The 26197-nt window shown below is 75.3% G+C and carries 25 protein-coding genes; 9 read left to right on the top strand and 16 right to left on the bottom strand.

Annotation, left to right across the window (positions count from 1 at the left end):
- Window positions 1-47: 47 nt before the first annotated feature.
- The 3 genes from OSB71_RS09215 to hisI are packed head-to-tail and all read right to left on the bottom strand — an operon-like array spanning window position 48 to window position 2757.
- Window positions 48-800 (bottom strand): TIGR02234 family membrane protein, encoded by a 753-nt coding sequence (locus OSB71_RS09215; protein WP_265946300.1) that lies wholly within the window; start codon window positions 798-800, stop codon window positions 48-50.
- Window positions 797-2380 carry an anthranilate synthase component I gene (locus tag OSB71_RS09220; RefSeq protein ID WP_265946302.1) on the bottom strand — a complete coding sequence of 528 codons (1584 nt, stop codon included), beginning with the start codon at window positions 2378-2380 and terminating at the stop codon, window positions 797-799. The genes OSB71_RS09215 and OSB71_RS09220 overlap by 4 nt, the downstream gene beginning before the upstream one ends.
- Window positions 2381-2382: 2 nt before the next feature.
- Window positions 2383-2757 (bottom strand): phosphoribosyl-AMP cyclohydrolase, encoded by a 375-nt coding sequence (hisI, locus tag OSB71_RS09225; protein ID WP_265946304.1) that lies wholly within the window; start codon window positions 2755-2757, stop codon window positions 2383-2385.
- A 157-nt stretch (window positions 2758-2914) separates the two neighbouring features.
- Between hisI and OSB71_RS09230 the strand changes: the two genes are divergently transcribed.
- Together OSB71_RS09230 and OSB71_RS09235 are read left to right on the top strand one after the other, a co-directional pair.
- Window positions 2915-3850 carry a hypothetical protein gene (locus OSB71_RS09230; RefSeq protein ID WP_265946306.1) on the top strand — a complete coding sequence of 312 codons (936 nt, stop codon included), beginning with the start codon at window positions 2915-2917 and terminating at the stop codon, window positions 3848-3850.
- A gap of 110 nt (window positions 3851-3960) precedes the next feature.
- Window positions 3961-4593 (top strand): TIGR03085 family metal-binding protein, encoded by a 633-nt coding sequence (locus tag OSB71_RS09235; RefSeq protein WP_265946308.1) that lies wholly within the window; start codon window positions 3961-3963, stop codon window positions 4591-4593.
- 147 nt (window positions 4594-4740) lie between these two features.
- Here OSB71_RS09235 and hisF read toward each other — a convergent pair whose 3' ends face one another.
- The 8 genes from hisF to hisD form a co-directional block, all read right to left on the bottom strand.
- Window positions 4741-5496 (bottom strand): imidazole glycerol phosphate synthase subunit HisF, encoded by a 756-nt coding sequence (gene hisF / locus OSB71_RS09240; RefSeq protein WP_265946310.1) that lies wholly within the window; start codon window positions 5494-5496, stop codon window positions 4741-4743.
- The gene (locus tag OSB71_RS09245; RefSeq protein ID WP_265946312.1) at window positions 5493-5894 is read right to left on the bottom strand and encodes a Rid family hydrolase; all 402 of its coding nucleotides are present in this window, start codon (window positions 5892-5894) and stop codon (window positions 5493-5495) included. Before OSB71_RS09245 ends, hisF begins: the two co-directional genes overlap by 4 nt.
- Window positions 5891-6631, bottom strand: coding sequence for a bifunctional 1-(5-phosphoribosyl)-5-((5-phosphoribosylamino)methylideneamino)imidazole-4-carboxamide isomerase/phosphoribosylanthranilate isomerase PriA (priA, locus tag OSB71_RS09250; protein ID WP_265946314.1), 741 nt, complete (start codon window positions 6629-6631; stop codon window positions 5891-5893). The genes OSB71_RS09245 and priA overlap by 4 nt, the downstream gene beginning before the upstream one ends.
- Window positions 6632-7252, bottom strand: coding sequence for an imidazole glycerol phosphate synthase subunit HisH (gene hisH, locus OSB71_RS09255; RefSeq protein ID WP_265946373.1), 621 nt, complete (start codon window positions 7250-7252; stop codon window positions 6632-6634).
- Window positions 7253-7335: 83 nt separating this feature from the next.
- The gene (locus OSB71_RS09260; RefSeq protein ID WP_265946316.1) at window positions 7336-7500 is read right to left on the bottom strand and encodes a CG2302 family histidine operon protein; all 165 of its coding nucleotides are present in this window, start codon (window positions 7498-7500) and stop codon (window positions 7336-7338) included.
- Window positions 7497-8090 carry an imidazoleglycerol-phosphate dehydratase HisB gene (gene hisB, locus OSB71_RS09265; protein ID WP_265946318.1) on the bottom strand — a complete coding sequence of 198 codons (594 nt, stop codon included), beginning with the start codon at window positions 8088-8090 and terminating at the stop codon, window positions 7497-7499. The genes OSB71_RS09260 and hisB overlap by 4 nt, the downstream gene beginning before the upstream one ends.
- Complete coding sequence (locus OSB71_RS09270) at window positions 8087-9211, bottom strand: histidinol-phosphate transaminase (RefSeq protein ID WP_265946320.1); 1125 nt, start codon at window positions 9209-9211, stop codon at window positions 8087-8089. The genes hisB and OSB71_RS09270 overlap by 4 nt, the downstream gene beginning before the upstream one ends.
- Window positions 9208-10548, bottom strand: coding sequence for a histidinol dehydrogenase (hisD, locus tag OSB71_RS09275; RefSeq protein WP_265946322.1), 1341 nt, complete (start codon window positions 10546-10548; stop codon window positions 9208-9210). The genes OSB71_RS09270 and hisD overlap by 4 nt, the downstream gene beginning before the upstream one ends.
- A 132-nt stretch (window positions 10549-10680) precedes the next feature.
- Here hisD and OSB71_RS09280 point away from each other — a divergent pair, with 132 nt between their 5' ends.
- From OSB71_RS09280 to ybaK, 3 genes are all read left to right on the top strand, one after another.
- On the top strand, window positions 10681-12327 hold the full coding sequence (locus OSB71_RS09280; RefSeq protein WP_265946324.1) for an oxidoreductase: 1647 nt from the start codon (window positions 10681-10683) through the stop codon (window positions 12325-12327).
- A gap of 318 nt (window positions 12328-12645) precedes the next feature.
- Window positions 12646-13392 carry an LON peptidase substrate-binding domain-containing protein gene (locus OSB71_RS09285; RefSeq protein WP_265946326.1) on the top strand — a complete coding sequence of 249 codons (747 nt, stop codon included), beginning with the start codon at window positions 12646-12648 and terminating at the stop codon, window positions 13390-13392.
- Between the two features lie 20 nt (window positions 13393-13412).
- Complete coding sequence (gene ybaK, locus OSB71_RS09290; RefSeq protein ID WP_265946328.1) at window positions 13413-13919, top strand: Cys-tRNA(Pro) deacylase; 507 nt, start codon at window positions 13413-13415, stop codon at window positions 13917-13919.
- Between the two features lie 227 nt (window positions 13920-14146).
- Here the strand turns inward: ybaK and OSB71_RS09295 are convergent, their stop codons facing one another.
- From OSB71_RS09295 to OSB71_RS09310, 4 genes are all read right to left on the bottom strand, one after another.
- Window positions 14147-14875 carry an ABC transporter permease gene (locus OSB71_RS09295; protein ID WP_265946330.1) on the bottom strand — a complete coding sequence of 243 codons (729 nt, stop codon included), beginning with the start codon at window positions 14873-14875 and terminating at the stop codon, window positions 14147-14149.
- A gap of 70 nt (window positions 14876-14945) precedes the next feature.
- Window positions 14946-15791: an ABC transporter permease gene (locus OSB71_RS09300; protein WP_416237226.1), complete on the bottom strand. Its 846-nt coding sequence runs from the start codon at window positions 15789-15791 to the stop codon at window positions 14946-14948.
- Window positions 15788-16801: an ABC transporter ATP-binding protein gene (locus OSB71_RS09305; protein WP_265946332.1), complete on the bottom strand. Its 1014-nt coding sequence runs from the start codon at window positions 16799-16801 to the stop codon at window positions 15788-15790. Before OSB71_RS09305 ends, OSB71_RS09300 begins: the two co-directional genes overlap by 4 nt.
- 87 nt (window positions 16802-16888) lie before the next feature.
- Window positions 16889-18136 carry an NYN domain-containing protein gene (locus OSB71_RS09310; RefSeq protein ID WP_265946334.1) on the bottom strand — a complete coding sequence of 416 codons (1248 nt, stop codon included), beginning with the start codon at window positions 18134-18136 and terminating at the stop codon, window positions 16889-16891.
- Window positions 18137-18377: 241 nt separating this feature from the next.
- On the opposite strand from OSB71_RS09310, the gene OSB71_RS09315 reads away from it, so the two are divergent.
- Window positions 18378-18524, top strand: a complete 147-nt coding sequence (locus OSB71_RS09315) for a hypothetical protein (protein ID WP_265946336.1) — start codon at window positions 18378-18380, stop codon at window positions 18522-18524.
- Window positions 18525-18775: 251 nt separating this feature from the next.
- On the opposite strand, the gene dnaE is transcribed toward OSB71_RS09315, so the two are convergent.
- A complete protein-coding gene (gene dnaE, locus OSB71_RS09320) occupies window positions 18776-22318 on the bottom strand; it encodes a DNA polymerase III subunit alpha (protein WP_265946338.1) in 3543 nt (1180 codons plus the stop codon).
- Window positions 22319-22659: 341 nt separating this feature from the next.
- Between dnaE and OSB71_RS09325 the strand changes: the two genes are divergently transcribed.
- The 3 genes from OSB71_RS09325 to OSB71_RS09335 all read left to right on the top strand — a co-directional run bounded on the left by OSB71_RS09325 (window position 22660) and on the right by OSB71_RS09335 (window position 26152).
- Complete coding sequence (locus tag OSB71_RS09325) at window positions 22660-23343, top strand: hypothetical protein (RefSeq protein WP_265946341.1); 684 nt, start codon at window positions 22660-22662, stop codon at window positions 23341-23343.
- Window positions 23344-23422: 79 nt separating this feature from the next.
- The gene (locus OSB71_RS09330) at window positions 23423-24229 is read left to right on the top strand and encodes a thioredoxin domain-containing protein (protein WP_265946343.1); all 807 of its coding nucleotides are present in this window, start codon (window positions 23423-23425) and stop codon (window positions 24227-24229) included.
- A gap of 357 nt (window positions 24230-24586) precedes the next feature.
- Entirely contained in the window at window positions 24587-26152 is a 1566-nt protein-coding gene (locus OSB71_RS09335; RefSeq protein WP_265946377.1) for an alkaline phosphatase D family protein, read from the top strand.
- Window positions 26153-26197 lie beyond the last annotated feature (45 nt).

Here is a 26197-nt window from a genome sequence, read left to right on the forward strand (position 1 = left end):
TCGTGGGTGAGGGGAACGGGCCGGTGGCCGCGTCCGGGGCCATTGTGTCAGGACCGTTCGGGCCGCTCGTCCCCGGCCGCCTCCTGGGCCGCGTTCCGGCCCGCGGCGGACCGCGGCGGCGGCGGTGCGCCGGTGGGGTCCTCGCCCCGGTCCAGGGCCTTCCACAAGTCCTCGGGACGGTCCGGGTCGGCCGGCGCGGCGCGGCGCGCGGCGGGCCGGGCCCCGGCGCGCTCGTAGCGGCTGCCCATGGCGGGCCAGTGCCCCGCGTACCGCAGCGCCAGCAGGCCGGCCAGCAGCAGGAGCAGGCCGCCGGCGGCGGCGACGTAGGGCCAGGCGCTGTGGCTGACGTCCGCCAGGGAGCCGCCCGTCAGCCCGGTCGCCTCCGCCCCGGCGGTGCGCAGGGCCGCGGTGTCGGCCGCGCCGACGAGCGCGGCGGCCACCGTGCCCGCGCCGCAGGCCGCGAGCAGCGCGCCCACCAGCCGGCGCGCCCGCCCGCGCACGGCGAAGACGGCGACGAGAGCGGCGAGCCCGACCAGCGCCAGCGCGCTGGGCAGCCCGCTCACGTCCCCGCCCTGGACCGTCACCGGCAGCCGGGCCCCGCCGCCGACGGCGACCGCCTCGGCCCACGTGCGGCCGGCGGCGACCAGCACCACGGCCGCGCCCAGGGCGCCTCCGAGCAGGGTGGCGCCCAGCGCGCGGCGGGCGGCGGCGCCGCCGTCGGGCGGCGCGGCGTCGTCCGGCGGGCCGGCGGACCGGCCGGCGGGGGGCGGTTCCGGGTCAGAGGGGGGCGAAGGTGTCACCCCGCCACGCTACCGCCGAGTCGGCGTGCGGCGTGCACCGCCCTGAGCACCGCGGCCGCCTTGTTGCGGCACTCGGTGTCCTCGGCCGCCGGATCGGAGTCCGCCACGACGCCCGCCCCGGCCTGCACGTAGGCGGTGCCCTCCCGCAGCAGCGCGGTGCGGATGGCGATGGCGGTGTCGGAGTCCCCGGCGAAGTCCAGGTAGCCCACGCAGCCGCCGTACAGGCCCCGGCGGACCGGCTCCAGCTCCTCGATGATCCGCAGCGCCCGGGGCTTGGGGGCCCCGGAGAGGGTTCCGGCGGGGAAGCAGGCCAGCAGCGCGTCGAACGCCGTGCGGTCCCCGCGCAGTCGCCCGGTCACCGTGGAGACGATGTGCATGACGTGGCTGTAGCGCTCGATGGTCATGAAGTCGACCACCTCCACGCTGCCGGGCTCGCACACCCGCCCCAGGTCGTTGCGGCCCAGGTCGACGAGCATCAGGTGCTCGGCGCGCTCCTTGGCGTCCGCGAGCAGTTCGTCGGCGAGGTCGTGGTCCTCCTGCGGCGTGGCGCCGCGCGGGCGCGTCCCGGCGATGGGGTGCAGCACCGCCCGGCCGTCCTGCACCCGCACCAGCGCCTCCGGGCTGGAGCCCACGACGTCGAACCCGGGCTCCTCGCCGTCCGGTCCGCCGAAGCGGAACAGGTACATGTACGGGCTGGGGTTGGTGGTGCGCAGCACCCGGTAGACGTCCAGGGCGCCGGCGTCGCACGGCGTCTGGAAGCGCTGGGAGGGCACCACCTGGAAGGCCTCGCCGGCCCGGATGCGCTCCTTGACGTCCGTCACGGCCGCCCGGTACTGCTCGCCGCCCCACAGCTCGGTGTAGGCGGGCACCTCGGGCTCGGGCAGCGCGGCGGCGCCGGCCGGGGCGGGGCGGTCCAGGTCGACGGTCATGGCGTCCAGCCGGGCGACGGCGTCGGCGTACGCCTCGTCGACGCCGGTGTCCAGGTCGTTGTGGTTGATGGCGTTGGCGATCAGGAGCACGGTGCCGTCGCGGTGGTCGAGCACCGCGAGGTCGGAGGCGAGCAGCATCGTCAGCTCGGGCAGGCCGAGGTCGTCCTCGGCGCTGTCGCCGACGCGCTCCAGGCGGCGGACGACGTCGTACCCCAGGTAGCCGACCATGCCGCCGGTGAACGGGGGCAGCCCCCGCTCACGGGGGGTGTGCAGCGTCTCGACGGTGGCGCGCAGGGCGGCCAGCGGATCGCCGTCGACGGGGACGCCGACCGGCGGGGTGCCGATCCAGTGCGCCTGGCCGTCGCGGACGGTCAGGGTGGCGGCGCTGCGCACGCCCACGAAGGAGTAGCGCGACCAGGTGCGGCCGTTCTCGGCGGACTCCAGCAGGAAGGTGCCCGGCCGCTCCCCCGCGAGCTTGCGGTACAGCGCGATCGGCGTGTCGCCGTCGGCGAGCAGGCGGCGGGTGACGGGGATGACGCGCCGGTCCCTGGCGAGGGCGCGGAAGTCCGCCAGGCCGGGGCTCACCGGGGCGGACGCCGGGGCGGGGGCCTCGTCGGCGGTGCGGTCGGTCCGGGTGGTTCCGGTCGCCATGGTCAGCCCTCCTCCCCCGCCGCGCGCGGCGCCACCGGGAGGCGGCCGGCGTCGAAGCACGTGCGGTCGCCGGTGTGGCAGGCGGCGCCGACCTGGTCGACCTGGACCAGCACGGTGTCCCCGTCGCAGTCCAGCGCCACGGACTTCACCCGCTGGACGTGCCCGGAGGTGTCCCCCTTGACCCAGTACTCGCGGCGGCTGCGACTCCAGTAGGTGCAGCGTCCGGTGGTCAGGGTGCGGTGCAGGGCCTCGTCGTCCATCCACCCGAGCATGAGCACCTCGCCGGTGTCGTACTGCTGGGCGATGGCGGGTACCAGGCCGTCGGCGGTGCGCTTGAGGCGGGCGGCGATGGCGGGATCGAGCGCGGTAGCTGGCATGGGGTCATTCTGCCGCCCGGCCCCGTGCGCTCGCACACCCCGCCGGAAACCGGCATAACACCCGTATCGCTGCGGCAGGTTCGCGACGTGCCGCTGTTCCGAACCTGTGACGGAGCCCGGAGCGTCGAATGTCTGTGGCATGGGGCATCCTTTCGCCATGAGTTTCCCACCGCCGCCGAACAACCAGTCCGGGTCCGGCGCCGGCGGCGGATTCGGTCCGCCGCAGGGCTTCGGGCCCCCCGAACAGCCCGGCCCGCCCGCGGGCGGCTACGGCTACCCCGGCCAGCCGGGCGGGTACCCGGGCCAGCCCGGCCAGCCCGGCCAGCCCGGCGGGTATCCCGGCCAGCCGGGCGGTCCCGGTGGCGGGTACCCGGGGCAGCAGCCGCCCTACGGCGGCCCCGGCATACCCGGGGGCCCGCCGCCCGGGCCGCCCGGGGGGCCCGGCGGCTACCCTCCCCCGCCGCCCGGCGGGAGCGGGGGCAACGGGCCCAAGGTCGCCGCGATCGTCGTCGCCGTCGTGCTCGTCGCCGCGCTCGCGGTCGGCGGCCTGCTGCTGTTCGGCTCGGGAGGTGACGGGGACGACACGGCCCAGGACACGACCACGCCGACGGCTTCGCCGAGCGACGGTTCGCAGGGGCCCACCGAGGAGGCCGCGCCGAGCCCGCCGGAGGAGCCCGAGGACGAGCCCACCGGCACCCCGTCCGCCGACGAGCCGACCGCCACCCCACCCGACTACGTCGACTACGTCGTGCTGGAGCCGGGCACCTGCTTCAACCACCCGACGCTGAGCACCGACGTCACCGACCTGGAAGAGGTCGCCTGCGACGAGCCGCACGACGCGGAGGTCATCTCCAACCTCACCCTGGAGGGCGACTACGCGGACAACACGGAGATCGGCGAGGAAGCGCTGGGGCTGTGCGAGAAGGACGCCCAGCAGAAGGTGAACGAGATGCCCGCCGGGCCGACGTACTACCCCTTCGCCCTCTACCCGCTCCAGATCACCTACGAGTTCCAGGGCAAGGACCAGGTGTCCTGCTCGCTGACGCTCAGCGCCACCCAGGACGGCGACGAGCTCACCGCGGCCCTGCCCTGAGCGGGCCCCTCAGCCCACGGCCGCCCCGCCCGGCGCCGGGGGGCGGCGCGGGCTCGCTCCGCCCGGCCCGGCGCCGTCGCCGTGGGGCGGCGGCGCCGTAGGGTGGCGGCATGTCGACTCATGCCACACGGGAACGCCTGCTGTTCGCCGATCTGTTGGAGAGCGCGGGCCCGGACGCGCCGACCCTGTGCGAGGGCTGGACGACCCGGGACCTCGCCGCCCACGCCGTGGTCCGGGAGCGACGCCCGGACGCGGCCGCCGGCCTGCTGATCAAGCCGCTGGCCGCGCGGAACGAGCGGGTGCGGGCCGAGTTCGCCGCCAAGCCCTACGAGGAGCTGGTCCGCCTCGTGCGCGGCGGGCCGCCGCGCCGCTCGCCGTACGCCATCAAGCAGGTCGACGAGGCCGCGAACACGGTGGAGTTCTACGTGCACGCCGAGGACGTGCGGCGCGCACAGCCGGACTGGAAGCCGCGCACGCTGGACCCGGTCTTCTCCGACGTGCTGTGGGCGCGGCTGGAGAAGGCCGCGCGGGTGCTGGGGCGCGCGTGCCCGGTGGGGCTGGTGCTGCGCCGCCCGGACGGGCAGACCGCCGTCGCCCGGCGCGGCACGCCCGTCGTCACGGTGACCGGGGAGCCCGGTGAGCTGCTGCTGTTCGCGTTCGGGCGGCAGGACGCGGCGCGCGTCGAGCTGGAGGGCGACAAGGACGCGGCGGTGCGCGCCCAGGAGGCGTCGCTGGGCCTGTGACCCGGGGCGCGGCGCCCGGTAGCCGTCCCGCGGCGCCGACGCGGAGCGCCCGGTGGGCGCCGCCCGGCGGACGCGGGCGCGGGGAGCCGCTCCGGGCGGTGCGGGCGGGCCGGCGCTCGCCGGTGCCCGCCCCCGCCGCACCGCGGCTCACCGCACCGGGTGCCCCGCCTCCGCCAGCGCGGACTTGACCTCCGTGATCCGCAGGTCGCCGAAGTGGAACACGGAGGCGGCCAGCACCGCGTCGGCGCCCGCGCTGACGGCGGCGGGGAAGTCCGCGAGTCGGCCGGCGCCTCCGGAGGCGATGACCGGGACCGAGACGTGCCGGCGCACCGCGCCGATCATCTCCACGTCGTAGCCGTCCTTGGTGCCGTCGGCGTCCATGGAGTTGAGCAGGATCTCCCCCGCGCCGAGGTCGGCCGCCCGGTGCGCCCACTCCACGGCGTCGATGCCGGTGCCGCGCCGGCCGCCGTGCGTCGTCACCTCGAACGACCCGGACTGGGTGCGGCGGGCGTCCACGGACAGGACGAGCACCTGGCGGCCGAAGCGCTCGGCGATCTCGCGGATCAGCTCCGGGCGGGCGATGGCCGCGGTGTTGACGCCCACCTTGTCGGCGCCCGCGCGCAGCAGGCGGTCGACGTCCTCGGCGGTGCGCACGCCGCCGCCGACGGTGAGCGGGATGAACACCTGCTCCGCGGTGCGGCGCACGACGTCGTAGGTGGTCTCGCGGTCCCCGGAGGAGGCGGTGATGTCCAGGAAGGTCAGCTCGTCCGCGCCCTCGGCGTCGTAGACCTTCGCCATCTCCACCGGGTCCCCGGCGTCGCGCAGGTTCTGGAAGTTGACGCCCTTGACGACCCGGCCGCCGTCCACGTCCAGGCAGGGGATGACTCGTACGGCCAGGGTCACGAACGCTCTCCCGTCACGTCTCGGAACGCTTCCACTTCGACTTCCACCAGCACGCGGCTGTCCGCGAAGCCCGAGACGACCACGAGCGTGGCCGCGGGCGGCGCGGCGCCGAAGCGCTCCCGGTGGGCGCGGCCCACGTCCTCCACGTCGCGGGCGTGGGCCAGGTACATGCGGGTGCGGACGACGGAGTCGGCGCCGAGGCCGAACCGGGCCAGCTCCGCCAGGGCGTGTCCGAAGGCGACCCGGGCCTGCTCGTACGGGTCGCCCTCACCCTCCACCGCGCCGTCCACGAACGGCATGGTGCCCGCGACGACGACCCGGTCACCGGCGGCGACCGCGCGTGCGGAGCCGATGGTCTCCTCCCAGGAACCCTCGCCGTGCACGCGCTCGATCGTCATTCCGCCACCGCCTCCAGCGCCTCTTCCAGCGTGAACGCCTTCGCGTAGAGGGCCTTGCCCACGATGGCGCCCTCGACGCCCTGCGGGACGAGGGTGGCCAGGGCACGCAGGTCCGCCAGCGAGGAGACGCCACCGGAGGCGACGACCGGCCGGTCGGTGGCGGCGCACACGTCGCGCAGGAGGGCCAGGTTGGGGCCCTTGAGGGTGCCGTCCTTGTTGATGTCGGTGACGACGTAGCGGGCGCAGCCCTCGGCGTTCAGCCGCTCCAGCGTCTCGTAGAGGTCGCCGCCGTCGCGCGTCCAGCCACGGCCGCGCAGCGTGGTGCCGCGCACGTCGAGGCCGACGGCGATCCGGTCGCCGTGCTCGGCGATGACCTTGGCCACCCACTCGGGGGACTCCAGCGCGGCCGTGCCCAGGTTGACCCGGGTGCAGCCGGTGGCGAGCGCGGCGGCGAGTGAGGCGTCGTCGCGGATGCCGCCCGAGAGCTCGACCTTGAGCTCCATGCGGTCCACGACCTCGGCGATCCGGCGGCGGTTGTCCCCGGTGCCGAACGCGGCGTCCAGATCGACCAGGTGCAGCCACTCGGCGCCGGCCGCCTGCCAGGCGAGCGCGGCCTGGAGCGGGTCGCCGTAGCCGGTCTCGGTGCCGGACTCGCCGTGCACCAGGCGCACGGCCTGGCCGTCGCGCACATCGACGGCGGGGAGCAGTTCGAGCCTCTGGGGCGTCACGTCGGTCATCTAGAGCGTCTCGATCCAGTTCGTGAGGAGCTGCGCGCCGGCGTCGCCGGACTTCTCTGGGTGGAACTGCGTGGCCCACAGCGGGCCGTTCTCCACGGCGGAGACGAACCGCTCGCCGTGGGTGGACCAGGTCACCTTCGGCGGCCGCAGCGCCGGGTTGTGGGCCTGGAGCTCCCAGCCGTGGGCGGCGTAGGAGTGCACGAAGTAGAAGCGGGCGTCCGGCGCCACCCCGGCGAAGAGCCGCGAGTCCGCGGCCTGCTCGACGGTGTTCCAGCCCATGTGCGGGACGACGTCGGCCTTCAGCGGCCCGACGGTGCCGGGCCACTCGTCCAGCCCCTCGGCCTGGACGCCGTGCTCGATGCCGCGCGAGAAGAGGATCTGCATGCCCACGCAGATGCCCATGACCGGGCGGCCGCCGGCCAGGCGGCGGCCCACGATCCAGTCGCCGCGGGCCTCGCGCAGCCCCGCCATGCAGGCCGCGAAGGCGCCGACGCCGGGGACGAGCAGGCCGTCGGCGTTCATCGCGCGCTCGTAGTCGCGGGTGATCTCCACGCGCGCGCCCACCCGGGCCAGGGCGCGCTCGGCGGAGCGGACGTTGCCGAACCCGTAGTCGAAGACCACGACGTTCTTGGCGGTGTTGGTGTTCTTGGTGTTGTTCGCGTTGCCGGCGTTGCCGACGTTGCTGTCGTTGTTGGCGTTCCCCGTCACTGCCACACCTCCAGTCGCAGGATGCCGGCCGTCAGCGCCAGGGCGGCGCCGACGCCGACGAGCACGATGACGCCCGTGGGCAGCCCCTGCTTGCGCAGGGAGAAGACCCCGCCCAGCAGGAACAGGCCGACGAAGATCAGCAGGGTGGAGAGTCCGGTCACAGGGCGCCCTTGGTGGAGGGGATGCCCGTCTGCCGCGGGTCGATCTCACCGGCCTGGCGCAGCGCGCGGGCCAGCGCCTTGAACTGGCACTCCACGATGTGGTGGGCGTTGCGGCCGTAGGGCACGTGCACGTGCAGGGCGACCTGGGCCTGCGCGACGAACGACTCCAGGATGTGCCGCGTCATCGTCGTGTCGTAGTCCGGGCCGATCATCGGGGCCATGGTGTCCGGCTCGGAGTGCACCAGGTAGGGGCGGCCGGAGAGGTCGACGGTCACCTGCGCGAGCGACTCGTCCAGCGGCACCGAGGCGTACCCGAACCGCACGATGCCGCGCTTGTCGCCCAGCGCCTGGCGGAAGGCGGCGCCCAGCGCCAGCGAGGTGTCCTCGATGGTGTGGTGGCTGTCGATGTGCAGGTCGCCGTCGGTCTTGACGCTGAGGTCGAACAGCCCGTGGCGGCCGAGCTGGTCCAGCATGTGGTCGAAGAAGCCGACGCCGGTGGCGACGTCGACCCTGCCCGTCCCGTCGAGGTCGACCTCGACGAGCACGGACGTCTCCTTGGTGGTGCGTTCCACACGGCCCACGCGGCTCATCGCTCGTTCTCCTTCGTCACTGCACGTACCGCGTCCAGGAACGCGTCGTTCTCCTGCGGGGTGCCCGCGGTCACCCGCAGCCAGCCGGGGACGCCGTTGTCCCGGACCAGCACCCCGTGTTCCAGCAGCGCCTGCCAGACGGCGTGCGCGCCGCCCGGGCCGTCGAAGCGGCCGAACTGCACGAAGTTGGCGTCGGAGGCCACGACGTCGCAGCCCGCCGCGCGCAACTCGGTGACCAGGCGGTCCCGCTCGTTCTTGAGCTGCTCGACGTAGCCCAGCAGCGTGTCGGTGTACTCCAGCGCGGCCAGCGCGGTGGCCTGGGTGACGGCCGACAGGTGGTAGGGCAGCCGCACGAGCTGCACGGCGTCGACCACGGCCGGGTCGGCGGCCAGGTAGCCCAAGCGCAGGCCCGCGGCGCCGAAGGCCTTGGACATGGTACGGGAGAGCACCAGGTTGGGGCGGCCCTCGATCAGCGGCAGCAGCGAGGGCCGGTGGCTGAACTCGCCGTACGCCTCGTCCACCACCACCAGGGCGCCGCGCCCCCCGGCCGCCCGCTGCGCGGCCTCGTACACCGCGAGCACGGTCTCGGGCGGGGTGGCGGTGCCGGTGGGGTTGTTGGGCGAGCAGACGAAGACCACGTGCGGGCGGTGCTCGGCGATGACGCGGCGGGCGGCCTCGACGTCGACGGTGAAGTCCTCGTGGCGCGGCCCGGATACCCAGCCGGTGCCGGTGCCGCGGGCGAGCAGGGCGTGCATCGAGTACGACGGGTCGAAGCCGAGCGCGGTGCGGCCCGGGCCGCCGAAGGCCTGCAGGAGCTGCTGGAGCACCTCGTTGGAGCCGTTGGCCGCCCACACGCCGTCGGCGTTGACCGGGTGGCCGCAGGTGCGGGTGAGGTAGGCGGCCAGGCGGGTGCGCAGCTCGACGGCGTCGCGGTCCGGGTAGCGGTTGAGGCCGCGCGCGGCCTCGGTGACGCGCTCGCCGATCCGCGCCACCAGCTCCTCGGGCAGCGGGTAGGGGTTCTCGTTGGTGTTCAGCCGCACCGGGACGTCGAGCTGCGGCGCGCCGTAGGGGGAGGAGCCGCGCAGCTCGTCGCGGACGGGCAGGTCGTCCAGGGCGGTCACGCGCCGGGCACCTTCCAGTCGAAGCGGGCCTTGAGCGCGGCGCCGTGGGCGGGCAGGTCCTCGGCCTCGGCGAGCGCGACCACGTGGTGGGTGACCTCCGCGAGCGCGTCGCGGGTGTAGTCCACGACGTGGATGCCGCGCAGGAAGGACTGCACGGACAGCCCCGAGGAGTGGCAGGCGCAGCCGCCGGTGGGCAGCACGTGGTTGGAGCCGGCGCAGTAGTCGCCCAGCGACACGGGTGCGTAGGGGCCGACGAAGACGGCTCCGGCGTTGCGGACCCGGGCGGCGACGGCGGCGGCGTCGGCGGTGTGGATCTCCAGGTGCTCGGCGGCGTAGGCGTCCACGACCCGCAGGCCGTGCTCGACGTCGTCGACGAGGACGACCCCGGACTGGCGGCCGCCGAGCGCCTCGGTGATCCGCTCGCCGTGCCGGGTGGCGGCGACCTGCTCGGTCAGCTCGGCGTCGACCGCCCGGGCGAGCGCCTCGGAGTCGGTGACCAGGACCGCGGCGGCCAGCGTGTCGTGCTCGGCCTGGCTGATCAGGTCGGCGGCGACGTGCGCCGGGTCGGCGGTGTCGTCGGCGAGGACGGCGATCTCGGTGGGGCCGGCCTCGGCGTCGATGCCGATGCGGCCCTTGAGCAGACGCTTGGCGGCGGCCACCCAGATGTTGCCGGGGCCGGTGACGAGCTGGGCCGGGGCGCACTCCTCGGTGCCGTAGGCGAACATGGCGATCGCCTGGGCGCCGCCGGCGGCGTACACCTCGTCCACACCCAGCAGCGCGCAGGCGGCCAGGATCGTCGGGTGCGGCAGGCCCCCGAAGTCCGCCTGCGGCGGTGAGGCGACGGCGAGCGAGTCGACCCGGGCCTCCTGCGCGGGCACGACGTTCATCACGACGGAGGACGGGTAGACCGCCCGGCCGCCCGGTACGTACAGGCCCACCCGCTCGACCGGCACCCAGCGCTCGGTGACGGTGCCGCCCTCGACGACGGTCACGGTGTGGTCGGTGCGGCGCTGGGCGCGGTGGACGGCGCGGGCGCGGCGGACGGACTCCTCCAGCGCGGCCCGCACGGCCGGGTCCAGCTCCTCCAGCGCTCGCTTCAGCTCCTCGGCGGGGACGCGGACGCGGTCCAGGGTGACGCCGTCGAACCGCCGGGCGTAGTCGATCAGCGCCGCGGTGCCGCGATGCCGGACGTCCTCGCAGATGGGCCGCACTTTCTCCAGGGCGGCTTCGACGTCGAGCTCGGCACGGGGCAGCACATCGCGGTCGATCCGGCCGCGCACGCCGCCGTCGGCGGAACCGCGCAGATCGATCCGGGCCAGGGAAATGGTTCGCAGCACCCCTCCAGTCTCGCAGACCACCGGGGGTGTCCCGGCCCGCGTATCGAAGCGTGATACGCGGGGCGGACGGGCGGGTAGGCCGTACGTAGCGATCTCGTCACGTACGGGGGCCGACGACGAGGGGGAACGGGTGTGAGTGAGCCGCTGACCGACGGCGAACCGCCGGCCGAGCTCCAACTGACGACCGCCGAGTGGGGGCTGTGGCAGGCCTTCCGCAACGGCAGCACGCACGACCTGCGCACCGGTGACCCGGGCCGCGACGACCCCGTGGGGGACGGCGCGTGGGGGCCGCAGCGCGCGGTGCGGGCCCGGGTCGTCGCGCTGCTCCTGCTGCACGGGCCGCCGCCGCTGCTGGGCCGGGTGGCCTCGTTGCAGCTCCGCGGGGCGCTGATCACCGGCCGCCTCGACCTGTCCGGCGGGCGGGTGCAGCACTTCGCGGAGTTCGTGCAGTGCCGGTTCGAGGAGGAGCTGGTGCTGACCGAGTGCCGGATGGGCACGTTCCGCCTGGTGGACTGCCACGTGCCCCGGGTGGAGGCGGCCCGGGCCGGCACCGACGGCGACCTGCACCTGGCCCGCTGCACCGTGCCCGAGGGCGTCCGGCTCACCGACGCCGCGATCGGCACCGACCTGCTGCTGGGCGAGAGCACCGTCGGCAGCGGGCAGCGGCTGCGGGCCATAGCCGCCGACGGGCTGTCCGTGGGCCAGGACCTCCAGGCCGCCCTGCTGCTGTGCACCGGCGAGGTGAGCCTGCGCGGCGCGCAGATCGGCGGCTCGCTGTACCTGTACGGCAGCGTGCTGCGCAGCCACCGCGGGCGGTACGCGCTGCACGCCCCGGAGATGCACGTCGCCCGCTTCGCCCACTTCGCGCCCTCGGGTCCCGGCACCGTCTACGCGGCGCAGAGCCCGACGCCGCCGGCCGGCACGCCGTACCGCCCCGACGCGTCGGCCCCGGCGCGGGCCCCGGGCGACGCGGCCGGCTTCCCGCCCCGGTACAAGAACTTCCAGTGCACCGGCGGGATGAAGCTCGACGACGGCCGGTTCGGGGACTCCCTCGTCATCGACCAGGCCCGCTTCACCCTCGGGCCCGACCAGGAGATCTCGCTGCGCCGGGTGCAGACCCCGGAGCTGTGCTTCACCCCCGAGCGCCCCGAGTGGGGGCGCGTCGTCCTGTCCGGGGCGACCGTGGGGAACCTGGTGGACCGCCAGGAGAGCTGGCCGGTGCGCGACGGGCTGTGGATGGCCGGGTTCACCTACGAGCAGGTGATCCCCGTCGGGCCGTTCCCGCTGGCCCGCCGCCTGGAGTGGGTCGGGGCCGCGACGCCGGAGTACTCCCCCGGCCCCTATGAGCAGCTCGCCACCGTCCTGCGCAACAGCGGCGAGGACGCCGACGCCCGCCTGGTCCTGCTGGCCAAGCAGCGCCGCCGCCGCGAGACGCTCTCCCTGGCGGGGAAAATGTGGGGGTACCTCCAGGACTGGACGGTCGCCTACGGCTACCGGCCCGGCCTCGCGGCGCTGTGGATGGCGGTGCTGTGGCTGGCGGGCACCCTGTTCTTCTCCGGCCGCCGCCGCCCGGCCCCGCTGGACCCGGAGAAGACGCCCCACTGGAACACCGCCGTCTACGTGCTCGACCTGCTGCTGCCGGTCATCGACCTGGGCCACGACAAGGCGTGGAACCCGGCGGGCGCGGGCCAGGGGGTGTCCGTGGCGCTGGTCCTGGCCGGCTGGGTCCTCGCCACCACGGCCGCCGCCGGCGTCACCCGCGTCCTGCGACGGCAGTAGGCCGGGCCCGGGGGCCGCCGGGCACCGGAGCACCGGGCCACCGGAGCGCCGGGCGCGCCGGGCCGTCCGAGGGCGGCGGGCGGCGCCCGGGGCGCCCGCGGACGCCACGGCCGGTTCCGGGCGCCGCCCGCGGCGCAGCGCGCGGGCGGCTCCGGCGTGCGGGCGGCCGGGCGCGCGGGCCGTGCGGGAGCGCGGGGGCGGTGCCCGGGGGCGCTGCCCGGGGGCGCTGCCCGGGGGCGGCGCCCGGCGGGGGCGGCGGCGGGACCGGGGAGCACCACCGCGCCGCGGCGGGCCGCGGACGCCGTAAGGTGGCCGACTGTGACCATCGCGCGCCTTCCGTTGTTCCCGCTGAACACCGTGCTCTTCCCCGGGCTGGTGCTGCCGCTGAACGTCTTCGAGTCGCGGTACCGCGCCCTGGTCCGGGACCTGCTGGAAGTCCCGGAGGACGAGCCGCGCCCGTTCGGCGTCGTCGCGATCCGGGAGGGCCACGAGGTGGCGCCCACCGGGACCGGCCTGCCCGACGGCTCCGCGCCGGCGCCCGAGCGCGGGCCGACGGCCGGGTTCGGGACCGACCCGCTCGCCTCCTTCCACAGCGTGGGCTGCGTCGCGGACGCCTCCACCGTGCGCGAGCGGGAGGAGGGCGAGGGCTACGAGCTGATGGCCACCGGGACCAGCCGGTTCCGGCTGCTGTCGGTGGACGCCTCGGGCCCCTACCTGGTCGGCGAGGTCGAGGAGCTGGAGGAGGAGGACGGCGAGGGCGCGGCGCCGCTGGCCGCCGGCGTGCTGCGCGCCTTCGCCGGGTACCGCAAGCGCCTGGCCGGGGCGCAGCAGCTCACCCTGACCACGGGTCAGGAGCTGCCGGAGGAACCCTCGGTCGTCTCCTACCTGGTGGCGGCGGCGACGGTGCTGGACACCGCCGACAAGCAGCGGCTGCTCCAGGCCCCGGACACGGCCGCCCGGCTGCGCGAGGAGCTGCGGCTGCTGCGCCGGGAGACGGCCGTCCTGGGCGAGCTGCCCTCGCTGCCCGCCGTGGAGCTCACCCAGCAGCCCACCTGCCCGAACTGACCCGGAAGGGGACGGCGGCCATGGCGAAGGCGAGGAAGCGGCAGGGCGGCGGCAACGGCACGCCGGCCACGGTCGCGCTCACCGAGGCGGGCGTGCCCTTCACGGTGCACGCCTACGAGCACGACCCGGCGGCCGGGCTGTCCTACGGCGAGGAGGCGGCGCGGGCGCTCGGCGTGGCGCCGGAGCAGGTGTTCAAGACGCTGGTCGCCGAGGTGGACGGGGCGCTGACCGTCGCCGTCGTCCCGGTGGCCCGGTCGCTGGACCTCAAGGCCCTGGCGGCGGCCGTGGGCGGCAAGCGCGCGGTCATGGCCGACCCGGCGGCGGCCGAGCGCTCCAGCGGCTACGTGCGCGGAGGCATCTCGCCGCTGGGCCAGCGCCGACGGCTGCCCACCGTGGTGGACGCCTCGGCGGCCGGACACGCCACGGTGTGCGTGTCGGCCGGTCGGCGCGGCCTGGAGGTGGAGCTGGCCCCCGGCGACCTGGTCGCGCTCACCGCCGCCCGCACCGCGCCCATCGCCCGGGACTGAGCGGCCGGCGGCGGCCGGCACCGCACCGGGGCCGCCCGTGGAGCGAGCGCGACGGCGGTGACGCGCGCCCTCCGAGGCGTTTCCGTGCGTGCGGTGGCGAACGGCGCGGCGAGCCCACCCTGGGCCCGGCACCCCAGCACCCCGGCAGCCCAGCACCCCGGCAGCCCGGCAGCCCAGCACCCCGGCAGCCCGCACGGCGCGGCCGTGCGCACCGCAGCTCGCGGAGCTCAGCCGCGCGGCGCCGGCCCGGGGGGCGGTCCGCCGACCGGAGGCGCGTCGTCCCCCTCCGGCGCCCAGCGCGGGTGCACCAGCGGCCGGGGGGCGGGCTCGCGGGGCCCGAGGGCGCCCAGGGCCACCAGGTGGGTGGCCACCGCGACCAGCGGCCACACCAGCAGCAGCACCAGGCTGCTCAGCTCCAGCGGGCCGGTGAACACCCCGCCCCGCCCGGCCTCCACCGCGCGCGCGGTGAGGTCCGCGCCGGGGCCGAGCACCCCGCCCAGCCAGGCGGCCAGCCAGGAGCCGAGTACGCCGCCGGAGGTGAGCCCGAGCACGACGCCGACGCCGCCGTGCCGCCGCACCGCGAAGGCCAGCGCGCCGCAGCCGAGCCCGAAGGCCGCGGCGAGCAGCACGAACGTGCCGTCGACGCCGAAGGAGTGCTCGCTCTCGTTGTTGCGCAGGAACGCCCGCCGCCCGTCGGAGACGTAGACCACCTCGGGGGCCAGCCACCACCACAGCAGGCCCAAGGCCGCGCCGAGCGCCGTGAGGGCGGCCGCGGTGACCGCCCAGGTCCGCGCGTCCTCCGCGCCCACCGCCCGCGCCGGACCCCCGTCGGGCGCTTCCGCACCGGCGGCGGGCGGCGCGTCCGCCTCGGTGGCGGCCCACGGGTCGTAGGCGTGCGCCGTGGGGTGCTGCGGGGGGCGTCCGGGCTCCGGCGGAGGCGGTGTCGGTGCGGTCACCCCGCCATCGTGCCAGGCCGGGCCGGTCGGCGGAGCACCGGGCGAGCCCCCCGGTGCTCCGCGCCCCGGGTCAGCGGACGGCCGCGCGGCGGTAGGCCCAGGTGGCCAGGGCCAGCCCCAGGGCGCCGACGGCGGCGCACACGCCGAGGTCGAGCGCGACGCTGGCCCAGGCGGGCGCGGGGCCGAAGGTGGCGGCCAGCGCCTCGACGCCGTAGGTCGAGGGCAGCAGCTCGCGGGCCCAGCGCAGCGGCTCCGGGAGCGCCTGCGGCGGCAGCACCCCGAGCAGCAGCGCGGCCGACATGCCGAGCTGGCCGCAGAGGGTGGCCAGCTCCGGGCGGGGCGCGAGGAGGCCGAGCGCGGCCCCGACCCCGGCGAGCGCGGCCCCGGCCAGCGGGATGACCGCCAGCAGCACCCACAGCCCGGTGACCGGCAGGGAGTACAGCAGGCTGCCGGTCACCGCCGTGACGAGGACGCCGGGCACGGTGAACGAGGCGTAGGCGGCGGCCGCGCCGAGCACCACGGCCGCCGGGGGCACCGGCAGGGTGGCGTAGTGGTCGAGCCCCCCGGAGGCGCGCAGCGCGCCGAAGTGCTGGGCCAGCAGGTTCAGCGCCACGAAGGCGACGACGAGCACGCTGGACCCGGCGACGACCGCCTGCGCCTCCGGCCCGGGGCCGGGCGTCACGACCCCGCGCAGCAGCACCATGATCCCGATGGACTGGAAGGTGGCCACGAACAGCAGCGGGATACGGGCGACGCGGGCCCGGGAGAGCTGGGCCCGGTAGACCGCGCCGAGCGCGGGCCACAGCCGGACGCGGGGTGCCAGCTCGGCGGCGCCGTCGCCGCGCGGCACCGGGACCGCGTCGCGCGCCGCGCGGGGCGCCGCCCCCGGGGCGGACTCGGCGGACAGGGTGCTCACGCCTTCACCAGACCTTCCGTACGGCCGCCGAGGGCCAGGTAGACGTCTTCGAGGCTCGGCGTGGCCAGGGAGAAGTCGTCCAGTGCCGCGAACGCCGCGCCGCCGGTGACGGCGGTGACGGCGGCCCGCGCGGCATCCGGGGGGAGCCGCAGCGACCAGCGGCGGCCGGTCCGCCGCGCGGCCGGGGACAGCGCGGCGACCTCGGGCAAGTGCAGCGGCGGCTCGTCGCGCCACACCAGCTCAAGCCGCACGTCGTCGCCGACGAGCGCCTTGAGCCCGCCGGGCGTGTCGCAGGCGATGACCCGCCCGCGGTCCAGGACGGCCACCCGGTCCAGCACCGACTCCGCCTCCATGACGTTGTGGGTGACCAGCACCACGCTCGTGCCGCGCTCGCCGCGCCGCCGGCCCACCGCGGCCCACACGGCGCGCCGGGCGACGGGGTCCATGCCCGTCGTGGGCTCGTCCAGGACGAGCAGCGGCCGCTCGCCCACCAGGGCGGTGGCCACGCACGCCAGGCGGCGCTGGCCGCCGGAGAGCCGCTTGAGCGGGCGGGCGGCGAGCGCGGTGAGGTCCAGCTCCTCCAGCACGGCGCCGGTGGCGCGGCGGGCGTCGGCCAGGGGCAGGCCGCGCAGCCGCGCGGTGGTCTCGGTGGCGAGCCAGACGGTCAGCTCGTCCAGCGCGGTGGACTCCTGGCCCAGATAGGCCAGCAGGCGCGCGGCCCGCTCGGGGTGGCGCACGAGGTCGTGGCCGAGGACGGTGATCTCGCCCGCGTCGGGCCGCAGCAGCCCGGTGAGCTGGCGCACGAGGGTGGACTTCCCGGCGCCGTTGGGGCCGAGCAGGCCGAACAGCTCGCCGCGGCGCACGCTGAGGGTGACGCCGTCGCTGGCCCGCACCGGCGCGGCCACCGGCGCCCGGCGCCGGGACCGCTGTGCGGGATACGTCTTGACCAGGCCCCGCACCGCGCACACCGGCCCGCCGCTGGTGCCGTCTCGCAGTGCGCCCGTATCCACGACGTACGAGGGTACGCGCTGCCCTTCGCGCCCCGTACGCACCCCTTCCCCAAGCGACGGGTGCCGCCCGCGGGGCGGGGGCGGGCGCTATTCGGCGGGGGCGCGCTCGGTGCCGGTGTGGGTGTCCACCTCGCGCCAGAAGCCGGCGCGGATGGCGTAGCGGTCGTTCTCGTCGATCTGGTCGTCCTTGTGCGCGAGCAGCCCGAAGCGGGCGGCGTAGCGCAGCAGCTCCCCGTCGATGCGGTGCGGGATGCGCGGGTAGAGCGCGGTGAGCTGGTGCAGGTGGCCGGGGCCGCCCAGGCGCGCGATCCAGCGGCGGGCGTAGACCTGGCCGACCTCGAAGGGGTCACCGCTGACGGCGGTGATGTCCTCCTCGCGGTCGGCCCAGCGCTGCTCGGCGCTGGTGAGCTGGGCCAGCATCGGCAGGGACGCGGCCTCCGGCGGCTCGGCCGGGGCCCCGCCCCGGTCCACCCAGCCCTTGTCGGAGGACCAGCGCAGGGTGGCGCCGGCCGGGGCCTGCTGCGATGCGCTGTGCGGGGCGGCGGGGGGCCGGCCGAGCTCGGCCAGGTCCTTCGGGGTGGGCACGCCGCGCGGATGGGCGCCGGGCGGCTCCTCGGCGGGGTGCGGCGGGGCGGCGGTCTGCGCGCCGGACTCGGGTGCGGCGCCGTTCTTGCCGGCGAGCCCGGAGGGCGAGGAGCCGCCGCGCCCGGATTCGGGCAGCGGCGCGGAGAGGATGGCGGCGATCTCCGGCCGGGTCGGCGCGTGCGGCGCACCGGGGCAGGCGCCCTCCCTGGCCCGGACCGCCCGGGTGATCCAGTCGCGGTCCAGGACCCGGCGCTCGTCGGCCTCGGCCACCAGGTCCTCGGACTGGTTGTAGTCGCCGTCGGCCGCCTGGAGGGCCCACAGGTGGACGGCCACGCCGTGTTCCTTGGCCGACATCAGCCCCGGCAGCAGGTCGCCGTCGCCGGTGACGAGCACGATGTCGGAGCAGGCCCGGTTGCGCGCCAGCTCGGTCAGCTCGGTGTGCATGGCCGCGTCCACGCCCTTCTGCGCCCAGCGGCCGTCCGTCCGGGTGAGGGCGCCCAGGCGGACCGTGACCCGGGGCATGACGCGCAGCCTGCGGTGCTCGGGCTGCGGGACGCGGTCGGGCGCGCCGTCGAACCAGTAGATCCGCAGCAGCCCGCAACCGGTCTCGACCTCCGCGCGCTCCCGCAGGCCCTGGATGAGCGCGGCGTGGTCGACGGTGATCCCGGAGCGGGTGGGCTCCCCGGCCAGCAGGCTCGCGGCGGCGCCCAGGAGGTATCCGGCGTCCACCAGGACGACGCAGCGGTCCACGCTCCACCCACTCTCGTCGGACAGCACAGTCGGCCGTCGGCCGGTTTCTTCGAGTCTGCCCGACCGTACCGGGGTTATCAGCGGGAACTCGATCTTCGGCGTGGCGAAAGCGTGGGCGGTCGGTGTCGATCCGGACACACGGAGCGCCCCGCGCACGAAGGGTGTTGCCCGAAATGCGAGGAGTGTCGTGCCGTGCGAATCTGATCACGGCCCTGTTCCAAGGACCTTGAGGAGGTTCACCATGGCCAAGAACAAGAACCGAGATCGCCAGAGGCCGAGCCGCTCCGGCCCCGGGCCGGAGCGGCGGGACAGCACCACGGAGGAACCGCGCGTCGAGGAGTCGGGCTCGGGCTCGACGCGCAAGCCGAAGCGGCTCGGCCACAACTGACCGCTTCCCTCCACCCCTTTCGCACGCGGCATGTGACGAGGGCGCGGCTCCCCCAGGGGACCGCGCCCTCGTCCGTCGGCCACCGCGGCCCCACCCGCCCGGTGACCGGACGCCGACGGACGGTGATCGGGCACCCGGGCCGGCGGCGCACGGACGGCAGCCGGACGCGGGCCGACGACGGCCGGGGACAGCCGACGGGCCGGACGAACGGCGGGCGGGACGCGGCCGGACGTGCGCGGACGGCCGGGGCCTCACCCCGTCAGGCAGGACGGGCCCAGCAGCTCCTTCAGGTCCCCGAAGAGCGCCGGGTCGGCCGTCACCCGGTGCCGGTCCAGCCGCAGGACCGTGGTCTTGCGCGCCCCCTGCAACCGCACCCGTACCTCGGACGAGCCCCGGTGGTGGGTGAGCACCTCGCCGAGCCTGGCCACCAGCGGCGGGGTGACCTTGACCGTCGGGATCGTGATCGTCACCGGCGCGTTGGCCGAGGCCTCGCTCAGATCCGGCACCGACAGCTCCATCGCCACCAGCCGCGGCACGTCCTCGCGCTTGTCCAGGCGGCCCTTGACGAACACGACGGCGTCCTCGACGAGCTGCGTGGAGACCAACTGGTAGGTGGCGGGGAAGAACATGCAGTCGATGGAGCCCGCCAGGTCCTCCACCGTCGCGATGGCCCAGGCGTTGCCCTGCTTGGTCATCTTGCGCTGGAGGCCGGAGATGATGCCGCCGATGACGACCGTCGAGCCGTCGCTGTACTCCCCGCCGGTGAGCTGGGAGATGCCCGCGTCCGCCTTCTCGTTGAGCACGTGCTCGATGCCGAACAGCGGATGGTCGGAGACGTACAGACCGAGCATCTCCCGCTCCTGGGCGAGCAGGTAGCCCTTGTCCCACTCCTCCGGCGAGAACTGCACGTCCAGGCCGAAGCCGGGGCCGTCCCCGCCGTCGTCGCCGCCGAGGTCCCCGAAGAGGTCGAACTGGCCCTCGGCCTCCTTGCGCTTGACCTGCACCACGTTGTCGATCATCGGCTCGAAGTGGGCCGTCAGCCCCTTGCGGGTGTGGCCCAGCTCGTCGAAGGCGCCGGCCTTGATCAGCGATTCGATCGTCCGCTTGTTGCAGACGACGGCCTCCACCTTGTCCAGGAAGTCCGGGAAGGACTCGTAGGCGCCCTTGGACCGGCGGCAGCGCACGATGGAGTCCACCACGTTCTGGCCGACGTTGCGGACGGCGGCCAGCCCGAAGACGATCGTGTCGTCGCCGCGCGGCGTGAAGTTGGCCTCCGACTCGTTGACGTCCGGGGGGAGCACCTTGATGCCCATGCGGCGGCACTCGTTGAGGTAGACGGCCGACTTGTCCTTGTCGTCGCGCACCGAGGTGAGCAGGGCGGACATGTACTCGGCCGGGTAGTTGGCCTTGAGGTAGGCCGTCCAGTAGGTGACCAGCCCGTACGCCGAGGAGTGCGCCTTGTTGAACGCGTAGCCCGCGAAGGGGACCAGCACGTCCCACACGGCCTGGATGGCCTCGTCCGAGAAGCCCTTCTCGCGGGCGCCGGCCTGGAAGTTGACGAACTCCTTCTGGAGCACTTCCAGCTTCTTCTTGCCCATCGCCCGGCGCAGCAGGTCGGCCTGGCCGAGCGTGTACCCGGCGAGCACCTGCGCGGCCTTCTGCACCTGCTCCTGGTAGACGATCAGGCCGTAGGTGACGTCGAGGACCTCCTTGAGCGGCTCCTCCAGCTCCGGGTGGATCGGGGTGATCTCCTGCTGCCCGTTCTTGCGCAGCGCGTAGTTGATGTGGGAGTTCATGCCCATCGGGCCCGGCCGGTACAGGGCCGAGACCGCGGAGATGTCCTCGAAGTTGTCGGGCTTCATCATGCGCAGCAGCGAGCGCATGGGGCCGCCGTCGAACTGGAAGACGCCGAGGGTGTCACCGCGCTGGAGCAGCTCGTAGGTCTTCGGGTCGTCCAGCGGGAGCCCGAGGAGCTCGATGTCGACGCCCTTGTTCTTCTTGATGGCCTTCTGGGCGTCGTCCATGATCGTGAGGTTGCGCAGGCCCAGGAAGTCCATCTTCAGCAGGCCGAGCGCCTCGCAGCTCGGGTAGTCCCACTGGGTGACCACGACGCCGTCGTTCTTGGGCGAGAACACCGGGACGTGGTCGATCAGCGGCTCGCTGGACATGATCACGCCGGCCGCGTGCACGCCCATCTGCCGCACCAGGCCCTCGATGCCCCGCGCGGCGTCGATCACCTTGGTGACGTCCGGCTCGTTCTCGTACATCGACCGGATCTCGCCCGCCTCGCTGTAGCGGGGGTGGTCCTTGTCGGTGATGCCCGACAGCGGCAGGCCCTTGCCCAGCACGTCGGCCGGCATCGCCTTGGTGATGCGGTCGCCCACGGCGTACGGGTAGCCCAGCACCCGGGCCGAGTCCTTGATCGCGTTCTTCGCCTTGATCGTGCCGTAGGTGCCGATCATGGCCACCTTGTCGGCGCCGTACTTCTCGGTGACGTAGCGGATCACCTCACCGCGCCGGCGCTCGTCGAAGTCGATGTCGACATCGGGCATGGTGACGCGCTCGGGGTTGAGGAACCGCTCGAAGATCAGACCGTGGTCGATCGGGTCGAGGTCGGTGATGCCCAGGGCGTAGGCGACGATCGAACCGGCCGCCGAACCGCGGCCGGGGCCCACGGCGATGCCGTTGTTCTTGGCCCACATGATGAAGTCCGCGACCACGAGGAAGTAGCCGGGGAACCCCATCTCGATGATGACGCCCATCTCGTAGGCCGCCTGCCGCTGGCGGTCCTCCGGGACCCCCGCGGGGTAGCGGCGGGCCATGCCGCGCCGGACCTCCTCCTGGAACCAGGTCACCTCGTCGTAGCCCTCCGGCACGTCGAAGCGCGGCATCAGGTTGCGCGGCTTGAACATGCCGCTGGTGTCGATCCGGTCGGCGATCAGGAGCTGGGTGTTGCGGCACCCCTCCTGCCAGGCGTCGGAGGAGTCGATCGCGTACATCTCGGCGGCCGACTTCAGGTAGTAGCCGGAGCCGTCGAACCGGAACCGGTCGGGGTCGGAGAGGTTGCTGCCGGTCTGGATGCACAGCAGCGTGTCGTGGGCGGCGGACTCGTGCTCGAAGGTGTAGTGCGAGTCGTTCGTCACGACGAAGGGCGCGCCGATCTTGCGCGCGATCTCCTCCAGACCCGCGCGGGCGCGCCGGTCGATGTCGATGTCGTGGTCCATCAGCTCGACGAAGAAGTTCTCCTTGCCGAAGATGTCCTGGAACTCGCCGGCCGCCTTCAGCGCCTCGTCCATCTGCCCGAGCCGGATCTTGGTGGAGACCTCGCCGGACGGGCAGCCGGTGGTGGCCATCAGCCCGTCGGCGTACTCGGCGAGCAGCTCCCGGTCCATGCGGGGCTTGCGGAAGAAGCCCTCCAGGCTGGCGCGGGACTGGGCGCGGTAGAGGTTGTGCAGGCCGGTGAGGTCCCGCGCCCACATCGTCATGTGGGTGTAGGCGCCGCCGCCGGAGACGTCGTCGCGCTTCTGGTGGGGGGCGCCCCAGCGCACCGGCCGGGTGAAGCGCCGCGACTCCGGCGCCACGTAGGCCTCGATGCCCACGATCGGCGTCACGCCCGCGCCCTGGGCCTGGTGGAAGAAGTCGTACGCCCCGTGGAGGTTGCCGTGGTCGGTCATGGCGATGTGCGACATCTCCATGTCGTTGCACGCCGCGAACATGTCCTTCAGGCGCGCCGCGCCGTCCAGCAGCGAGTACTGCGTGTGCACGTGCAGATGCGTGAACGGCTGATCGGTCACGGGGCGGCCACCTCCGGCACGGGGTTCTCAGGGCGCCGCCGAGTCTACGACCGGCCACCGACACCCCGGCCCGCGGCGCACGGGCGTGGCCCGGCGGGAGGCGAGCCCGGCACGGACCCGGCGCGGCGCGGTCCGGCGCGGCGCGGTCCGGCGCGGCGCGGTCCGGCGCGGCGCGGTCCGGCGCGGCGCGGTCCCGGCGCGGCGCGGTCCCGGGGCGGCGCGGTCCCGGGGCGGCGCGGTCCCGGGGCGGCGCGGTCCCGGGGCGGGGTGACGGTCACGGAACGGTTGCGGAGCGCGGGCTTGATTCCGCGCTTATCCGGGGCGTGGCACACTCGGCCGCGATGGGTGACTCTCGCACCGCTTCGCGGACCGGGCGCGCCGTGGTCTTCACCGCGGTGTGCCTCACGCTGTCCGCGGGCACGCACGTGCTGCTGTCGGGGACGCCGGTGCCCTGGGCCACGCTGCTGGCCGTCGCCGGCGCCGTCTTCGGCTGCGCCTTCGTGCTCGGGGACCGCAGGCGCGGCCTGGGCGCGATCGCGGCCACCCTGATACCGCTGCAGCTCGCCGCGGACACCGTCTTCACCAGCGGCCAGGCCGCCTGCTACGGCACGGCCGGAGGCCCGGTGACCGGGCCGCTGCGCAGCCTGGGACTGGACCTGGTCTGCGCGGGCGGCGGCTTCGGCACGCCGCTGGCCCGGATGGCCGCCGACGGCCCGGCGCCCGCCCTCGCCCACCCCGCCGCGCCGTGGCTGCTCCTCGGCGGCCACGTGGCCGTCGGGCTGGCCGCCGCCGTCTGGCTGTGGCGCGGCGAGGAGGCGTTCGCCCGGCTGCTGCGCGCGGCGGCCGCGCACGCCTACGAGCTGCTGTGGCCGCCCGTGGCCCGGCCCGTGCCCACCGCCGCCCGGGCGGCGGCTCCGCGCACCGGCCCGCGCCCCGCGCACCGGGCCCGTCCGCTGCCCGCCCTCCCCCTCCTGACCCACTCCGTGGTACGACGCGGCCCGCCGCGCACGGCCGCCGCGGGCTGAACCCGGCCCGCCGCCACGCCGCGCCGCGCCGGCGCGGACCGTCCCCCACGTCGTACACCGTCACGGAGCAGAACACACCATGAGCAAGCGCAACAGCCAGGACGCCAAGAGGGCCGCCCGCGAGCGGCTCCGCGTCGAGCGGGAACAGCAGGCCAAGAAGGACAAGCGGCGCCGCCAGCTCGGCGTGGCCGGGGCCGTCGTCGCCATCCTCGCCATCGCCGGGGGCATCGGCTACGCCGTCACCCAGATGGGCAGCGACTGGGACAAGGCCTCCGACGGCGAGCTGGTCGTGCCGGAGCACGCCTCGGGCGAGAACGGCACGACCGTCCTCATCGGGGACGAGAGCGCCGAGAAGACGCTGCACGTCTACGAGGACATGCGCTGCCCCGCCTGCGCGGCCTTCGAGCAGTCGGCGGGCGCGACGCTGAAGGAGCACGTCGCGGACGGCAAGTACCAGGTGTCCTACACCATGGCCACCTTCATCGACGACGTCGCCAGCGGCGAGGGCTCCAAGAACTCCCTCAGCGCGCTCGGCGCCGCGCTGGACGTGAGCGAGGACGCGTTCATGGAGTACAAGTACGCGCTGTACTCCGCGGAGAACCACCCGCAGGAGAGCCTGGACGAGTTCGCCAAGGATGACTACCTCCTCGACGTCGCCCAGGAGGTCGACGCGCTCAAGGACAACGCCGAGTTCGAGCGGAACGTCGAGGAGGGCACGTTCGACAGGTGGGCGCTGGAGATGTCGGAGAAGTTCGACGACAACAAGGACGGCGTGACGGGCACCCCCTCGTTCGTGATGGACGGCGAGAAGCTGGAGGTCCCGAACATGCCCGCTCCCTCGCCCGAGCAGTTCACACAGGCCGTCGAGGCGGCGCTGGAGAAGTGACCCACGCGCGGGGGCGGTGACCCGCCTCCGGCACCGACGGGCGGCCGGCCCACGCGCCGGCCGCCCGTCGCCATGCCGCGTGGGTCGCCCCGCGCGGGTACCGCCGCGGCCCCCGCCACCCCGCGGCGGCGAACGGGCCAAGGCGCCGCCCCACGCGCGGGCGACAGGTGGGTGAACAGCCGGATTTCACCTACCGTGAGCGCGCCCCGGCCTCTAACGTCCGCCGCTGTGACCACTGCTGACACCCCACCCGGCCACCCGTCCACCGACCCCGCCGCGCGCCCGCCTCGCGCGCGCTCCGGCCCGCCGCGCCGCGCCGTCGTCACGGCCGCCGCGACGACCGCCGCCCTCGCCCCCCTGGCCGCCGGCGCCCCGGCCCGCGCGGCCGCGGCCGCCCGCCCCGCCTTCCACCACGGCGTCGCCTCCGGCGACCCGCTGCCCGACGGCGTGCTGCTGTGGACCCGGGTGACCCCGGAACCCGCCGCGACCCCCGGCTCCGGCCTGGGCCCGGCGCTGGAGGTGGCCTGGGAGGTCGCCGAGGACGCCGCCTTCACCCGCGTCGCCGCCCGGGGCGCCGTGCGCACGGACGCCGCCGCCGACCACACCGTGAAGGCGGACGTGCGCGGCCTGCGCCCCGACACCGCCTACCACTACCGGTTCACCGCCGGCGGCACCCGCTCCCCCGCCGGGCGCACCCGCACCGCGCCGGCCGCCGACGCCACCCCCGGCAACCTGCGGCTGGGCGCCGTCTCGTGCTCCAACTGGGAGGCCGGGTACTTCGCCGCCTACCGCCACCTGGCCGACCGCCGCGACCTGCACGCCGTGCTGCACCTGGGCGACTACCTCTACGAGTACCCCGCGGGCTCCTACGGCACCCGGGGCCGCACGGTGCGGCCGCACGAGCCCGCGCACGAGATCACCACCCTCGCCGACTACCGCGTCCGGCACGCCCAGTACAAGACGGACCGCGACCTGCGGGCGCTGCACGCCGCCCACCCGGTCATCGCGATCTGGGACGACCACGAGTTCGCCAACAACGCCTGGTCCGGCGGGGCGGAGAACCACACCCCGGGCGTGGAGGGGTCCTGGGCGGACCGGGTGACGGCCGCCAAGCGCGCGTACTTCGAGTGGATGCCGGTGCGGCCGTCCGTCAGCGGCAGCACCTACCGCCACCTGCGCTTCGGCACCCTGGCCGACCTGCACCTGCTGGACCTGCGCTCGTTCCGCGACCAGCAGGCCGCGGCGGGCGACGGCTCCGTGGACGACCCGGCGCGCACGCTGACCGGGCGGGCGCAGCTCGACTGGCTCAAGGCGGGGCTCGCGTCCTCCCGCACCCGCTGGCACCTGGTGGGCACGTCCGTGATGATCTCGCCGCTGGCCTTCGGGTCGGTGCCCGCCTACCTGCTGCGCCCGCTGGCCGAGCTGCTCGGCCTGCCCGGCGGCGGGCTCGCACCCAACACCGACCAGTGGGACGGCTACACCGACGACCGGCGCGAGCTCCTCGCCCACCTGCGCACCCACGGCATCGACAACACCGTCTTCCTCACCGGTGACATCCACATGGCGTGGGCCAACGACGTGCCCGTGGAAGCCGGGACGTACCCGCTGTCGCCCACCGCCGCCACCGAGTTCGTCGTGACGTCGGTGACCTCCGACAACGTCGACGACTACCTGCGCGTCCCGGAGGGCACCGCCACGCCCCTCGCCTCCGCCGCCCTGCGCGCCGCCAACCGGCACGCCCGCTGGGTCGACACCGACGCGCACGGCTACGGCGTGCTGGACGTGACGGCCGAGCGGACGCAGATGGACTTCTACCGGCTGTCGGACCGCACCCGGCCGGACGCCACCAGCGAGCACGCCCGCTCCTACCGCACCCGGTCCGGGACGCAGCGGGTGGAGCGGGAGAGCCGGCCCGTGCGCTGAACCGCCCGCCGCACGGGGGGACCCGGGGGACGGGCCGCCCGTGCG

Origin of the sequence: Streptomyces marinisediminis, from assembly GCF_026262575.1 — a bacterium.
GTDB lineage: Bacteria > Actinomycetota > Actinomycetes > Streptomycetales > Streptomycetaceae > Streptomyces > Streptomyces marinisediminis.

What these genes read in the sequence shown, in the direction of transcription:
- OSB71_RS09220 (WP_265946302.1), bottom strand. Translation starts at nt 2,380, where the DNA reads ATGGCGACCGGAACCACCCGGACCGACCGCACCGCCGACGAGGCCCCC.
- hisI (WP_265946304.1), bottom strand. Translation starts at nt 2,757, where the DNA reads ATGCCAGCTACCGCGCTCGATCCCGCCATCGCCGCCCGCCTCAAGCGC.
- OSB71_RS09230 (WP_265946306.1), top strand. Translation starts at nt 2,915, where the DNA reads ATGAGTTTCCCACCGCCGCCGAACAACCAGTCCGGGTCCGGCGCCGGC.
- OSB71_RS09235 (WP_265946308.1), top strand. Translation starts at nt 3,961, where the DNA reads ATGTCGACTCATGCCACACGGGAACGCCTGCTGTTCGCCGATCTGTTG.
- OSB71_RS09245 (WP_265946312.1), bottom strand. Translation starts at nt 5,894, where the DNA reads ATGACGATCGAGCGCGTGCACGGCGAGGGTTCCTGGGAGGAGACCATC.
- priA (WP_265946314.1), bottom strand. Translation starts at nt 6,631, where the DNA reads ATGACCGACGTGACGCCCCAGAGGCTCGAACTGCTCCCCGCCGTCGAT.
- hisB (WP_265946318.1), bottom strand. Translation starts at nt 8,090, where the DNA reads ATGAGCCGCGTGGGCCGTGTGGAACGCACCACCAAGGAGACGTCCGTG.
- ybaK (WP_265946328.1), top strand. Translation starts at nt 13,413, where the DNA reads ATGGCGAAGGCGAGGAAGCGGCAGGGCGGCGGCAACGGCACGCCGGCC.
- OSB71_RS09315 (WP_265946336.1), top strand. Translation starts at nt 18,378, where the DNA reads ATGGCCAAGAACAAGAACCGAGATCGCCAGAGGCCGAGCCGCTCCGGC.
- OSB71_RS09325 (WP_265946341.1), top strand. Translation starts at nt 22,660, where the DNA reads ATGGGTGACTCTCGCACCGCTTCGCGGACCGGGCGCGCCGTGGTCTTC.
- OSB71_RS09330 (WP_265946343.1), top strand. Translation starts at nt 23,423, where the DNA reads ATGAGCAAGCGCAACAGCCAGGACGCCAAGAGGGCCGCCCGCGAGCGG.